A 13092-nucleotide genomic window follows, 5' to 3' on the forward strand; every position below is an offset into this window, starting at 1 on the left:
GGGTGCGTATGGTGGTAGATCGTTTGATCCCATTTGCCCGGCGCCCATGCAGAGCGCGCCGTGTGGCGCGTACTCTCCTTTGCCGTGGCGGACCGCATCGAGGCGGTCGTGGCGCGAAATCACGGAGTTGACGGGCGCGTGCCGACGAGACTCCGGAAGGTTTCGCATTCGCATGTCCATTTCCACCGATCACGCCGTCGTGCCCGAGAACGCCGACGACGCCCCCGAGGTCCACGAGGTGTCCGAGAGCCGCGAGGCGCCCGAGATCACCTTCGCGGACCTCGGCCTGCCCGAGGGCATCGTCCGCAAGCTCGCGCAGAACGGCGTGACCACGCCCTTCCCGATTCAGGCCGCGACCATCCCGGACGCCCTGACCGGGAAGGACATCCTGGGCCGGGGCCGCACCGGCTCCGGCAAGACCCTCTCCTTCGGTCTGCCGACGCTGGCCACGCTGGCCGGCGGCCGCACCGAGCGGAAGCGGCCTCGCGCGGTCATCCTCACCCCGACCCGTGAGCTGGCCATGCAGGTGGCCGACGCCCTCCAGCCCTACGGCGACGTCGTCGGCCTGCGGATGAAGGTCGTCTGCGGCGGCACCTCGATGGGCAACCAGATCTACGCCCTGGAGAAGGGCGTCGACATCCTGGTCGCCACCCCGGGCCGGCTGCGCGACATCATCAACCGCGGCGCCTGCTCCCTCGAGGACGTGCAGATCGCCGTTCTGGACGAGGCCGACCAGATGTCCGACCTGGGCTTCATGCCCGAGGTCACCGAGCTGCTCGACCAGGTTCCGGCGGGCGGTCAGCGGATGCTGTTCTCCGCGACGATGGAGAACGAGATCAAGACCCTCGTCGACCGCTACCTGACCGACCCGGTCAGCCACGAGGTCGACGCGGCGCAGGGTGCGGTGACGACCATGTCCCACCACATCCTGATCGTGAAGCCCAAGGACAAGGCGCCGGTCACCGCGGCCATCGCCTCCCGCAAGGGCCGCACCATCATCTTCGTGCGCACCCAGCTGGGCGCCGACCGCGTGGCCGAGCAGCTGCGCGAGTCCGGTGCGAAGGCCGAGGCCCTGCACGGCGGCATGACCCAGGGCGCCCGCACCCGCACCCTGGCCGACTTCAAGGACGGGTACGTCAACGTCCTGGTCGCCACCGACGTCGCCGCCCGCGGCATCCACGTCGACGGCATCGACCTGGTGCTGAACGTCGACCCGGCCGGCGACCACAAGGACTACCTGCACCGGGCCGGCCGTACCGCCCGCGCGGGCCGTACCGGCACGGTGGTCTCGCTGTCCCTGCCGCACCAGCGGCGTCAGATCTTCCGCCTCATGGAGGACGCGGGCGTGGACGCCTCGCGCCACATCATCCAGGGCGGCGCGGCCTTCGACCCGGAGGTCGCCGAGATCACCGGCGCCCGGTCGATGACCGAGGTGCAGGCCGAGTCCGCGGGCACCGCGGCCCAGCTGGCCGAGCGTGAGGTCACCCACCTCACCAAGCAGCTGGAGCGCGCGCAGCGGCGTGCGGCCGAGCTGCGCGAGGAGGCCGACCGGCTGGTGGCCCGCCTCGCCCGCGAGCGCGGCGAGACCGTGCCGTCCGAGGGCTCGGACGCGGTGGCCGGGGAGCAGGCGGTGGCCGAGGTGTCGGTGCCGGAGCAGCTGGCGGCGCGGGACGTCGACCGCATCGACCGGGAAGAGGGCGTCGAGCGCGTGGAGCGCGAGGAGCGTACGACGGCCTCGTCGTCGTACGACCGGCGTGAGAGGCGTGACGACCGCGGCGGCTTCAACCGGGACCGCGACCGGGACCGCGCGCCCCGTTCCTTCGACCGTCGTGACGACCGCGGCGGCTTCAACCGGGACCGGGACCGCGGTGACCGTGGCGGCTTCCGCCGTGACGACCGCGGCGACCGCGGTGGCCGTTCCTTCGACCGCGACCGCGACCGCGACCGTGACCGCGGCTTCGAGCGCCGTGACGACCGCGGTGGCTTCCGCCGTGACGACCGGGGCGACCGCGGTGGCCGTTCCTTCGAGAGGCGTGACGACCGCGGCGGCTTCAACCGGGACCGCGACCGGGACCGTGCGCCCCGTTCCTTCGACCGTCGTGACGACCGTGGCTCCTTCGACCGCCGTGACGACCGTCGTGACGACCGCGGCGGCTTCCGCCGGGACGACCGTCCGGCCCGGCGCGACGAGCGCGGCGGGCACCGCGGCAGCGACCGCCCGTTCAACCGCGACCGCCAGGGCGACCGCCCCGGCTTCCGCTCCGGCGGCCACGAGCGCCCCTACGGCCGCCGTGACGACCACCGCGGCGGCGGCTCCTTCGGCCGCCGCGACGACAAGCCGCGCTGGAAGCGCAACGGCTGACGCCGGCTGAACCCACCCCGCGGGGCTCGTACGACTCCTGTCGTACGGGCCCCGCGGCTCTTGGCCGCACCAGGATCTCCGGCGGCTGGAGGGGCTGCGACAGGATCTTCTGACCGCAACCGTCACCCGGTCACCGCCGATCACGGTGAACTTCCGGCCGGGCACCCCCGATACCCGATCGGCGACAGGCCCGCCTCCCGCTATGCTCAGGTAGGCAACATCGCCTGGGCCCTTAGCTCAATTGGCAGAGCAGTGGACTTTTAATCCATTGGTTGTGGGTTCGAGTCCCACAGGGCCTACCGGACCCCACGGGGTCGGGACCCCCGCTGACCTGGTCAGACGGGGGTTCTGTCGTTTCTGGTCCCGGTCAGCTTCTGGGAACGGTTCGCCAGGTGGTCTGCAGGGCGGCGCCCACCTGGTCGGCCAGGGTGACGGCGACCAGGCGGGCCTCGAGGGGCGGGGTGTGGCCGGGGGTCGGCCGGAGGAGGTAGCGGCCGTGGAAGTGGCCGCCCGCGAGGACGCGCAGTTCGATGTCCTGGGCGGGCATGCCGAGGCGGTCGGCGTCCCACGTCCTGCGCCCGACGGTGAGGGAGCCGTCGGGTTCCAGGCGAGGGGCGTGGCCGAGCAGGGTGCCGTACTCGAAGCGGCAGCCGCGCAGATGGAGCAGGCCGACGAGTTGCGCGCGCACGGCCTCCACCACCGCGTCGGGTGAGGTCGCCTCCCGGGCGAGCTGGGCCGCGTGGTGGATCTGGGCGAGGTAGCCGGCGTCGGTGATGGTGACGACTTCCAGGCGCCGGGCGCGGGCCGCCAGTTGGGAGACGGTCAGTGCGACGGCGAGCAGCACGACGGCGGTGGTGATGTCGGCGGTGCCCGCGATCGTGAGCCGCTCGTAGGGGGCGGTGAAGAAGAAGTCGAACCAGACGGCCGAGGACACGGCTGCGAGGACACCGGCCGGCCGGTGGCCGAGGGCCGCCGTCGCCACCACGACCACGACGAGGACGAGGGCGACGACGGTGTTGGGCAGACCCGCGCGGAAGGGCAGCAGCACCGCGCTGACCGCGAGCGGAGCCACGAGGGCGATGACGATCGCAACGGGCCCTCTGGCGAGGTGGTCGGTCATCGTGGGCACCTCCTGCCTGCCTCTTCCGGTGTAGCAGGACGCGAGCGGCCCCGGGTGACCTTTAACAGCTCTCTTGCGCTGTATTCGGTGGTTTGCGCGGGATCCTGCCTCCGGAGTTCCGAAGGCGACGTGAGGACGGTGGAGCCGTGGGTGCGAGTGCCGAGGGCGCGGATCGGGGTCGCACTGCCGGGCGGGTCGTGGGGAGACGGCAGGAGAGGGACCGGCTGACGGTGCCGCAGGGGCTGGCCGCGCTGTCCCTGGACGCGCTCGCCTCGGTGGCCTACGGGCCGGAGGCGATCGTGGTGGTGCTGGCGACGGCCGGCAGCCGGGGCCTCGGTTTCACCCTGCCGGTCACGCTGGCGATCGTGGTGCTGCTGGCGGCGCTGACGTTCTCCTACCGGCAGGTGATCGCCGCGTTCCCGAACGGTGGCGGCGCGTACGCGGTCGCGGGGCGCCATCTGGGCCGGCGGCTCAGCCTGGTCGCCGCCGCCTCGCTGATCATCGACTACGTGCTGAACGTGGCCGTGTCGGTCTCCGCCGGCGTGGCCGCGCTCACCTCCGCCTTCCCCGTCCTGTACGGCGACCGGGTGGTGTTGTGCGTGATCGTGCTGGGGCTGATCACGGCGGTCAACCTCTACGGGGTCGCCGAGTCCGCCAAGGTGATGTTCGCCCCCACCGTGGTGTTCATCGTGGCGATCGCCGTGGTCATCGTGGCCGGGCTGGTGCGCCGCACGCCGGCGGTCCCGCCCGTTCATCCGGCGGCCTCGACCGTCTCCGCGGTCGGAGTCCTGCTGCTGTTGCGGGCGTTCGCCTCCGGCTGCTCGGCGCTCACCGGAGTGGAGGCCATCGCGAACGCCGTCCCCACCTTCCGCACCCCGAGGGTCCGGCGGGCGCAGCGCACCGAGCTCGCGCTCGGCGCGCTGCTCGGTGCCATGCTCATCGGGCTGTCGTTGCTCATCGGCAGGTTCCACGTCGCACCGAGCGGCACCAAGACCGTCCTGGCGCAGCTCACCGAGGCGTCCCTGGGCCACAACGCCGGGTTCTACGTCGTGCAGTTCGCCACCATGACGCTGCTCGCGCTCGCGGCCAACACCTCCTTCGGCGGCATGCCCGTCCTGGCCTCCCTGCTGGCCCGCGACAACCATGTGCCGCACGTCTTCGGGCTGCGCGCCGACCGGCAGGTCTACCGCTACGGCGTCGTCGTGCTCGCCGCCGCCGCCCTGGTCCTGCTGGTCGTGGCCGAGGGCGACACCCAGAAGCTGGTGCCGGTCTTCGCCATCGGCGTGTTCATCGGCTTCACCCTCTCCCAGGCCGGCATGGTCCGGCACTGGCACCTGGACCACGGTCCCGGATGGTGGCGGCGGGCGGCCGTCAACGGCCTCGGGGCACTGCTGACGCTCGCGGCCCTGGTCATCGAACTGGTCGCGAAGTTCCACGAGGGCGGCTGGCTGGTCTTCGCCGCGGTCGCCGTCCTGGTGACCGTGTTCGAGTCGGTGCACCGCACGTACCGGCGTATCGGCGCGGCCCTGCATCTCGGCGAGGTCCCCGCACGGCCCGAGCCGCGCCACACGGTCGTCGTCGTTCCCGTCGGCGCCGTCAACCTGCTCACCAGCGAGGCCATCAGCGTCGCACTGTCACTGGGCGACGACGTCCGGGCCGTCACCGTCGTGCATCCCGAGGACCGCGACGCCCCTTCCGCCGACGAGGTTCACGCCGCCTGGAACGCCTGGCGGCCCGGTGTCCCCCTCACCGTGCTGCACAGCCGCACCCGGTCCCTGACCCGGCCCGTCGTCGACCATCTGCGCGCGCTGTCCGCCCAGGAGCGGCAGGACCGGATGGTGGTCCTCATCCCGGAGATGCATCTGCCCAGGCCCTGGCAGCGGCTTCTGCAGAACCAGCGCGGCGTCGTCCTGGACCGCGCCGTGCGCCGCCATACCGACGCCGTCATCTGCCGGCTGCGGTTCCGCGTCCACCTCGAGCACTGATCGTCGCCGAGACCGCTGCCCCGCACCGACCGGTGCGCGGCCGCCCGCGTCGTGTGCGCGGCTCCGCCACGGTGGTGCCCCGCCCCCGATCGGCGGGGTCGGTCAGACTGGGAGCGAGTCCGCCGTCGAGAGAGAGGGCGTCGATGCCCCACCCGTACGTCCTGCTGTCCGCCGCCGTCTCGCTCGACGGCTACCTGGACGACACCGGCCCCGAGCGCCTGCTGCTCTCCAGCCCCGCCGACTTCGACCGGGTCGACGAGGTACGGGCGTCGGCCGACGCGATCCTGATCGGCGCCGGCACCCTGCGGGCGGACAACCCGCGGCTGCTGGTGAACTCGCCCGAACGGCGGGCCGCCCGCCGCGCCGCCGGGAAGCCGGAGTATCCGCTGAAGGTCGCGGTCAGCGCCTCCGGCGAGCTGGACCCCCGGGCGCCCTTCTGGCACACCGGCGGCGAGAAGGTCCTCTACACGACCGACGAGGGCGCGCTGCGGCTGCGGCGCGCGGGCCTGGCCGCCGACGTCGTGCCGCTGGGCGCCGAACTCGGCTGGCCCCGGCTGCTCGAGCACCTGCACGACGTACGCGGGGTGCGCCGGCTCATGGTCGAGGGCGGCGGGACGATCCACACACAGCTGCTCCAGCAGCGGCTCGCGGACGAGGTGCAGCTCGTGCTCGCCCCCCTGTTCGTGGGGGACCCCGGCGCGCCCCGGCTGTTCGGGCCCGGGGGCTACCAGGGTGGGCGGCTGCGGCTGGTGGAGACGCGGACCATCGAGGACGTCGTCCTCGTGCGCTACGAACCCACCGCCCCCGGCCTCGCCGGCCGCGCCGCCCCGGCCGACCGGCACTGGCTCCGGATCGCCTGCGAACTGGCGGCCCACTGCCCGCCGTCCAGGACCGCGTTCAGCGTGGGCGCCGTGGTGGTCGCCGCCGACGGGACCGAACTCGCCCGCGGGTACTCGCGGGAGGGGGGCGACCCGGTCGTGCATGCCGAGGAGGCGGCCCTGGCCAAGGTCGACCCGGCGGATCCGCGACTGCCGGAGGCCACGGTGTACAGCAGCCTGGAGCCGTGCGCCCGCCGCGCCTCCCGGCCGCGTCCGTGCGCCCGGCTGATTCTGGACGCCGGGGTGCGACGGGTGGTGACGGCGTGGCGGGAGCCGGACACGTTCGTCGAGGGTGCCGATGGGACCGGGGTGCTGGTGGCCGAGGGCGCGGACGTCGTGGTGGTGCCGGAGTTCGAGGAACGCGCCAGGGAACCGAACCGGCACCTGCTCGGCTGAGCGGAGCCTCGTCGCACGGCCGGGAACCGGGTGCCGGACGGCGTGGAAGTGAGCTGGGTGCGAGCAGCCCCGCGGATGGCATATACTGGTGACACAACGACGCGGGGTGGAGCAGCTCGGTAGCTCGCTGGGCTCATAACCCAGAGGTCGCAGGTTCAAATCCTGTCCCCGCTACTGAAACTCAGGGCCGGAATCCGATCAATGGATTCCGGCCCTGAGTGTTTGGCGGACGTGCGGGTTCTCCGGCAAAGGCGCGGACTCTCCCGTATGTGGAGTCAACTCGTCCGGTTTTCGGCGCCCATGGACCATAAGGTCGGGCCGCGAGGTGGAGCGATCAAGCCGAACGGCTTGGAATACAGGCCCCGGGTCTATTAACGTTCGATAACGCAGCACGGTCGTCCCAGCCGTCACAAGAGGCGGCTCCGTGCGCGCACGCCGAATCCCGCAAGGGAACCGGGGAACCACCAACTTGGGGTGAATCGGGCGTAACTGCCGTGTTCCGCATGGCTTGTTTACGCGCGTAGGAGACCTTCCCGCTCCGAACCCGTCAGCTAACCCGGTAGGCGAGACGGAAGGAAAGGAGTACGCCTTCGTGGCGTCCAACCCGCCTGCTCCGGAAGCCCCGTTCACGCCGAGCCGGCAGTACGGAGAGACCTTCGGCTACGACAGCCGCCGCGCCGACGAGGGCCCCTGGGAGGAGTGGAACCCCACCGCGGATTCCGTCCGTCCCGTGCGCGGCCGGCACCGCGTCGCCAAGCAGCGCGGCGGCGGACTCGCCCGCAGCTCCACCGTTCTCGGCGTCGGTGTCATCGCCGCCGTCGGCGCGGGCGGCATGGCCAGCGCCAACAGCGCCAAGCCGCCGGTGTCCATCTCGCTGCCCGATCTGCCCTCCGTGGGCTCCCTGTTCGACCACTCCTCCGACGCCCCCGAGGGCTCGTCGACCGCGCTCAGCAGCGTTGGCGTGACCACCGCCGAGGCCGAGGGCGGGACCGCGGACGCCGGCGAGGTGCTGCGCAACCGGATCATGGCGCAGGCCGAGCAGCAGCAGGTGCAGATCGAGGCCAAGGCTCAGGCGGACGCCGAGGCCGCCGCCGCCAAGGAGGCCGCCCAGGCCGCCTCGAAGGCGGTCGAGGAGGCCGAGGCCAAGGCCACCGCCGCGAAGCAGAAGGCGGAGGAGGAGGCCAAGCAGAAGGCCGAGGAAGCCAAGCGGAAGGCCGAGGAGGCGCGGCTGGCCGAGCTGGCCAAGCAGTACACGCTGCCCACCTCCTCGTACACGATCACCTCCACCTTCGGTCAGGCCGGCTCCATGTGGTCCTCCGGCTACCACACCGGCCTCGACTTCGCCGCGCCCACGGGCACCCTGCTCAAGGCGATCCACACCGGCACCATCACCGAGGCCGGCTGGGCCGGCGCCTACGGCTACCGCACGATCCTCACCCTCGACGACGGCACCGAGCTCTGGTACTGCCACCAGTCGTCGATCAACGTCAGCGTCGGCCAGCAGGTCAACACGGGCGACGTGATCGGCCGCGTGGGCGCCACCGGCAACGTCACCGGGCCCCATCTGCACCTGGAGGTCCACCCGGGCGGCGACGCCACCGGCATCGACCCCGCAGGGTGGCTGCGCGACAAGGGCCTCACCCCCTGACGCACACGCCCCGCCCCGTGACGTACGCGGACCGGTCTCACCCCTGACGAGCCCGTGAGGCCGGTTTGCGCAACTTTTGCGGCCGGACGCGGCCCGGCGAGGAATGGGCCGCTCCGGCGCGGTTGTTGATGTTGAACATGACTTCTCTACGCAAACTGGGTTCGTCCGATCTCGAGGTCTTCCCGCTCGCCCTCGGCGGCAACGTCTTCGGCTGGACCGCCGACCAGGAGCAGTCCTTCGCCGTCCTCGACGCCTACACGGCCGCCGGAGGCAACTTCGTCGACACCGCCGACTCCTACTCCGCGTGGATCGAGGGCAACCACGGCGGCGAGTCCGAGACGATCATCGGCAGGTGGATCAAGGAGCGCGGCAACCGCTCCGACGTCGTCATCGCCACCAAGGTCAGCCAGCACCCCGACTACCAGGGGCTGAGCGCCGCCAACATCAAGGCCGCGGCCGACGCCTCCCTCCGGCGCCTGGGCACGGACCACATCGACCTGTACTACACGCACTTCGACCGGCCGGACGTCCCCGTCGAGGAGATCATCGGCGCGCTCGACGAGCTGGTCAGGGCGGGCAAGGTGCGGCACATCGCCGCCTCCAACATCTCCGCCGAGCGCCTCCAGGAGTCCCTGGACCTCTCCGAGCGCGAGGGTCTGGCCCGGTACGTGGCGCTCCAGCCGCACTACAACCTGGTCTCGCGCGACACTTACGAAGGCGCGCTCCAGAACGTCGCCGAGCGGTCCGGCCTGGCCGCCGTCCCGTACTTCGCGCTCGCCTCCGGCTTCCTGACCGGCAAGTACCGGCCCGGTACGACGGTGGACAGCGCGCGGGCGCAGGGCGCGGCCAAGCACCTCGAGACCGAGCGGGGCCGCAACGTCCTCGCGGCCTTGGACGAGGTCGCACGGGCCCATGACGCCGAGGTCGCCACGGTGGCCCTGGCCTGGCTCGCCGCACAGCCGACGGTGGCCGCCCCGATCGCCTCGGCGCGGACGGTGGAACAGCTCCCGGCACTGCTCGGGGTCGCCGAGCTGCGGCTCACGGACGAGGAGCTCGGAAAGCTGACGCGGGCGTCGGCGTAGCTCCCCGTCCCCCGGGACGGAACAGCCGGCGCTAAGGCTGTGTCCGGTACGGGTTGTACACGGGGGACGGCGTCAGCTGCGCGGGGTACGGCGTCGCCGGTCCGTACGGCCCGTACGACCCGTGCCCCAGCGGTCGCGGGTGCACCCCGTACACGCCGTACACCCCGTACCCGGGCCAGGGCGGCGCAGCCATGGGCGTGGTCGTCCTGGCCGCGTGGTCCAGCGCGGGCTGCGCCACCTCCCGCCTGCGCCACAGCTCGTGCAGCAGCTCCCGCTCCCGTACGGCGAAGTCGGCCCCCGCCCGTCCCCGGCGCCCCCGGTGCCGGAGGCAGGCCAGCTGGGTCGCGTACGCCTCGTACTGGGCGACCGTCCGCGCCGCCTGCCTGTCGAGGTGGCGCCGGGCGTGCTCGCGGGCCAGCCTGCGCGCCCGCATGGAGGCCAGGGCGAACGGTTCGGCCGGGGTGAGCCAGCCGGCGGCGGTGTACGCGGGCAGCTCCTCGCGCACGGTCCTCAGCTCGCGCTGCCGGGTCCAGACGACCAGCCAGGTCAGCAGGCCGAACGCGGGCACCATGATGGCGGCGTACACCGCGAGGAAGCCGTACTCGCCGAAGGTCGCCGAGCCGTTCCACAGGGCGTGCATGCCCATCGCGAGCAGCAGCCCGGCCGGCGGCGGCAGCAGGCGCCGCAGCCGACGGCCCCCGGACGTCGCGGCGATGCCGAAGCCGATGCCGGTGAGCACGGTGAACATCGGGTGCGCGAACGGCGACATGACGACGCGGACGAAGAAGGTCGCCGCGGTGACGGAGGCGATGCCCCGGTCACCGGTGAGCTGGTCGGCGCCGAAGGCGTTGCCGAGGTAGAGGATGTTCTCGGTGAACGCGAAGCCGGTCGCGGTCACCCCGGCGATGACGACCCCGTCGACGACGCCGGTGAAGTCGCGCCTGCGGAAGAGGAAGACCAGCAGGACGGCGGCGGCCTTCGCGGACTCCTCCACGACCGGCGCTATCACGGTCGCGCCCAGGGTGTCCGCGCCCGCGGGGTCGGCGGTCGCCGTGGCGATCCAGTGGGTGGCGAAACTGTTGGCGACGATCGCGATCAGGGCCGCCGCGCAGGCGCCCCAGGCGAAGGCGAACACCAGGTTCCGCCAGGGGGCGGGCTCGACCCGGTCCAGCCAGCGGAAGGCGGCCGTCAGCAGCGGTACGGGCAGCACCGCGAGACCGAGCCCGACGAGGAACCCCTCGGTGCCGGTCTGCCGGCGCACGAGGGCGAGGATGACGAGCCCGGAGAGGGCGAGCAGGGTGACGAGGGCGCCGTACCGGACCCATCGCCGCTGCCACCAGTGCGCGTGGCGGGAGGTGCCGCCGGGGGCACCGGGAGGTGTCGGGTACGGGGGGCAGGCGGCCACGGCATCGGCCCTCACGAGGTCACTACGGATGCTGGTTGTCGTGTGGCACGCGACGGAAGAGCAGGTCGTTCACCACATGGCCCTTCTCCAGTCCCTGGCCCTCGAAACGGGTCAGCGGCCGGAAGTCGGGACGCGGCGCGAAACCGCCGTCGGCCCGGGTGTTCTCGAAGTCCGGGTGCGCGGTCAGCACGTCGAGCATCTGCTGCGCGTACGGCTCCCAGTCCGTCGCGCAGTGCACGACCGCCCCGGGCCTGAGGCGGGTGGCGGCCAGCGTCAGGAACTCCGGCTGGATCAGCCGCCGCTTGTGGTGCCGCTTCTTCGGCCAGGGGTCGGGGAAGTAGACGCGCAGCCCGTCGAGGCTGTCGGGGGCGAGCATCTCGCGCAGCAGGATGATGGCGTCGCCGTTGCCGACGCGGACGTTGCCGAGGCCGTGCCGGTCGGCGAGGCTCAGCAGGTTGCCCTGGCCCGGGGTGTGCACGTCGACGGCGAGGATGTTGGTGCCCGGGTCCTCGGCCGCCATCCGGGCGGTGGCCTCGCCCATGCCGAAGCCGATCTCCAGCACGACCGGGTGCGTGTTCCCGAACAGCTCGGCGAGGTCGATCACCCGCTGTCCGTCGATGTCCAGACCCCGGCTGGGCCACAGCCGCTGCAACGCGTCCGCCTGTCCCGCGGTCACCCGGCTCCGGCGCGGCTGGAAGCTGCGGATCCGCCGCTCGAAGTGCGAGCCGGCCGGATCGGCGACGGGCCCGTCGGGGAAACGCGGCTCGCCCTTGGCCCGGGTGTGCCGCACGGACACGCCCGGCGTGTGCCGGGGCAGCTCACCGGGGGCGGGAGCCTGGGGGGTGTTCAGCGAGTCAGTCACAGTGGGAACGATTTTACGGGGGACCGACACGAACCGGCCGTCGAGGCGGACAGGGCCGCGCACGCCGTTCACGTCGACGCCAGCACGGACAGGGCGCGCCGCGCCACCTCGCGTCCGATCGGCAGCGAGGCGGTCGCCGCGGGGCTGGGCGCGTTGAGCACGTGCACCGCCCGGGGGCCCTCCCGGACCAGGAAGTCGTCCACCAGCGTGCCGTCCCGCAGGACGGCCTGCGCCCGCACTCCGGCGGCGGCCGGCACCAGGTCCTCCTCCCGCACCACGGGCACCAGCCGGCGCACCGCCCGCGTGAAGGCGGCCTTCGACACCGACCGGCGCAGCTCGCCCGCGCCGTACCGCCAGTGCCGGCGGGCGATCCGCCACGACCCGGGCCAGCCCAGCGTCCCCGCCAGCTCCCGCGGCCGTACGACCCCCCATCCGTAGCCCTCGCGGGCCAGCGCCGGAACCGCGTTGGGCCCGACGTGCACACCGCCGTCGACTCCGCGGGTGAGATGCACACCGAGGAAGGGGAACGCCGGATCGGGCACCGGATACACCAGCCCGCGCACCAGCTCCGGTCGCGCCAGCTCGTAGTACTCCCCGCGGAACGGGACGATCCGCACGCCGGGCTCGTCCCCGGTCAGCCGCGCCACCTCGTCGCAGTACAGCCCCGCGCAGTTGACCAGCACGCGCGCGCGGACGACGTCACCGCTCCCGGTCAGGACGGCCACCCCCCGCTCGGGCCGCCGGTCCACCCGCACCACCCGGGCCCCGTACCGGATCTGAGCGCCGGACGCCTGAGCCAGCTGCCGGGCCACCGCCGCGAAGTCGCAGATCCCCGTCGTCCCCACGTGGATCGCGGCCAGTCCGCGCACCTGCGGCTCGTACTCCTCGATCTGCGCGGGGCCCAGCTCGCGCACCGGGATGCCGTTCTCCCGGCCGCGCTGCACCAGTGCGTGCAGCCGGGGCAGCTCCTCCCGTCCGGTCGCCACGATCAGTTTGCCGGTCACCTCGTGCGCGATGCCGTGCTCCGCGCAGAACTTGACCATCTCGGCGGCGCCCTGCGCCGCGTACCGCGCCTTCAGCGAGCCCGGCCGGTAGTAGATCCCGCTGTGGATCACCCCGCTGTTGCGTCCCGTCTGGTGCCGGGCCGGGCCCTGCTCCTTCTCCAGCACGGTCACACGGGTGCCCGGCGTGGCGCGCGTGATCGCGTACGCCGTCGACAGTCCGACGATGCCACCTCCGATCACCAGCACGTCGCAGTCGTAAGCGATGTCCGGCCGCACCTGCTCCACCTCCCGCCTCGATAGTGCACCGCGGCACTGACAATGCCGCCGATCCGGCGGGACGACGCGGCCGT

9 protein-coding genes, 2 tRNA genes and 1 riboswitch are annotated in these 13092 nt (G+C 72.7%); of the genes, 7 read left to right on the plus strand and 4 right to left on the minus strand.

Annotation, left to right across the window (positions count from 1 at the left end; translation table 11 throughout):
* Positions 1-172 precede the first annotated feature (172 nt).
* The gene (locus tag ACTYVM_RS06435; RefSeq protein ID WP_445524964.1) at positions 173-2362 is read left to right on the plus strand and encodes a DEAD/DEAH box helicase; all 2190 of its coding nucleotides are present in this window, start codon (positions 173-175) and stop codon (positions 2360-2362) included.
* Positions 2363-2588: 226 nt separating this feature from the next.
* A tRNA-Lys gene (locus tag ACTYVM_RS06440) sits at positions 2589-2661 on the plus strand.
* Between the two features lie 68 nt (positions 2662-2729).
* On the opposite strand, the gene ACTYVM_RS06445 is transcribed toward ACTYVM_RS06440, so the two are convergent.
* Positions 2730-3482: a DUF4118 domain-containing protein gene (locus ACTYVM_RS06445; RefSeq protein WP_445524965.1), complete on the minus strand. Its 753-nt coding sequence runs from the start codon at positions 3480-3482 to the stop codon at positions 2730-2732.
* A 197-nt stretch (positions 3483-3679) separates the two neighbouring features.
* Here ACTYVM_RS06445 and ACTYVM_RS06450 point away from each other — a divergent pair, with 197 nt between their 5' ends.
* The 5 genes from ACTYVM_RS06450 to ACTYVM_RS06470 all read left to right on the plus strand — a co-directional run bounded on the left by ACTYVM_RS06450 (position 3680) and on the right by ACTYVM_RS06470 (position 9471).
* On the plus strand, positions 3680-5467 hold the full coding sequence (locus ACTYVM_RS06450; protein WP_445524966.1) for an APC family permease: 1788 nt from the start codon (positions 3680-3682) through the stop codon (positions 5465-5467).
* 143 nt (positions 5468-5610) lie between these two features.
* Entirely contained in the window at positions 5611-6741 is a 1131-nt protein-coding gene (locus ACTYVM_RS06455) for a dihydrofolate reductase family protein (protein WP_445524967.1), read from the plus strand.
* 100 nt (positions 6742-6841) lie between these two features.
* Positions 6842-6915, plus strand: a tRNA-Met gene (locus ACTYVM_RS06460).
* A gap of 249 nt (positions 6916-7164) precedes the next feature.
* A riboswitch (cyclic di-AMP (ydaO/yuaA leader) is annotated at positions 7165-7322 on the plus strand.
* Positions 7323-7333: 11 nt separating this feature from the next.
* Entirely contained in the window at positions 7334-8389 is a 1056-nt protein-coding gene (locus ACTYVM_RS06465) for a M23 family metallopeptidase (protein ID WP_445524968.1), read from the plus strand.
* Positions 8390-8526: 137 nt separating this feature from the next.
* Positions 8527-9471, plus strand: a complete 945-nt coding sequence (locus tag ACTYVM_RS06470) for an aldo/keto reductase (RefSeq protein WP_445524969.1) — start codon at positions 8527-8529, stop codon at positions 9469-9471.
* 31 nt (positions 9472-9502) lie between these two features.
* Here the strand turns inward: ACTYVM_RS06470 and ACTYVM_RS06475 are convergent, their stop codons facing one another.
* The 3 genes from ACTYVM_RS06475 to lhgD all read right to left on the minus strand — a co-directional run bounded on the left by ACTYVM_RS06475 (position 9503) and on the right by lhgD (position 13027).
* Entirely contained in the window at positions 9503-10876 is a 1374-nt protein-coding gene (locus tag ACTYVM_RS06475) for a PrsW family intramembrane metalloprotease (protein WP_445524983.1), read from the minus strand.
* Between the two features lie 22 nt (positions 10877-10898).
* Complete coding sequence (gene trmB, locus ACTYVM_RS06480; RefSeq protein WP_445524970.1) at positions 10899-11738, minus strand: tRNA (guanosine(46)-N7)-methyltransferase TrmB; 840 nt, start codon at positions 11736-11738, stop codon at positions 10899-10901.
* A gap of 68 nt (positions 11739-11806) precedes the next feature.
* On the minus strand, positions 11807-13027 hold the full coding sequence (gene lhgD, locus ACTYVM_RS06485; protein WP_445524971.1) for an L-2-hydroxyglutarate dehydrogenase: 1221 nt from the start codon (positions 13025-13027) through the stop codon (positions 11807-11809).
* Positions 13028-13092: the final 65 nt, after the last annotated feature.

It is taken from the genome of Streptomyces cyslabdanicus, assembly GCF_052663305.1.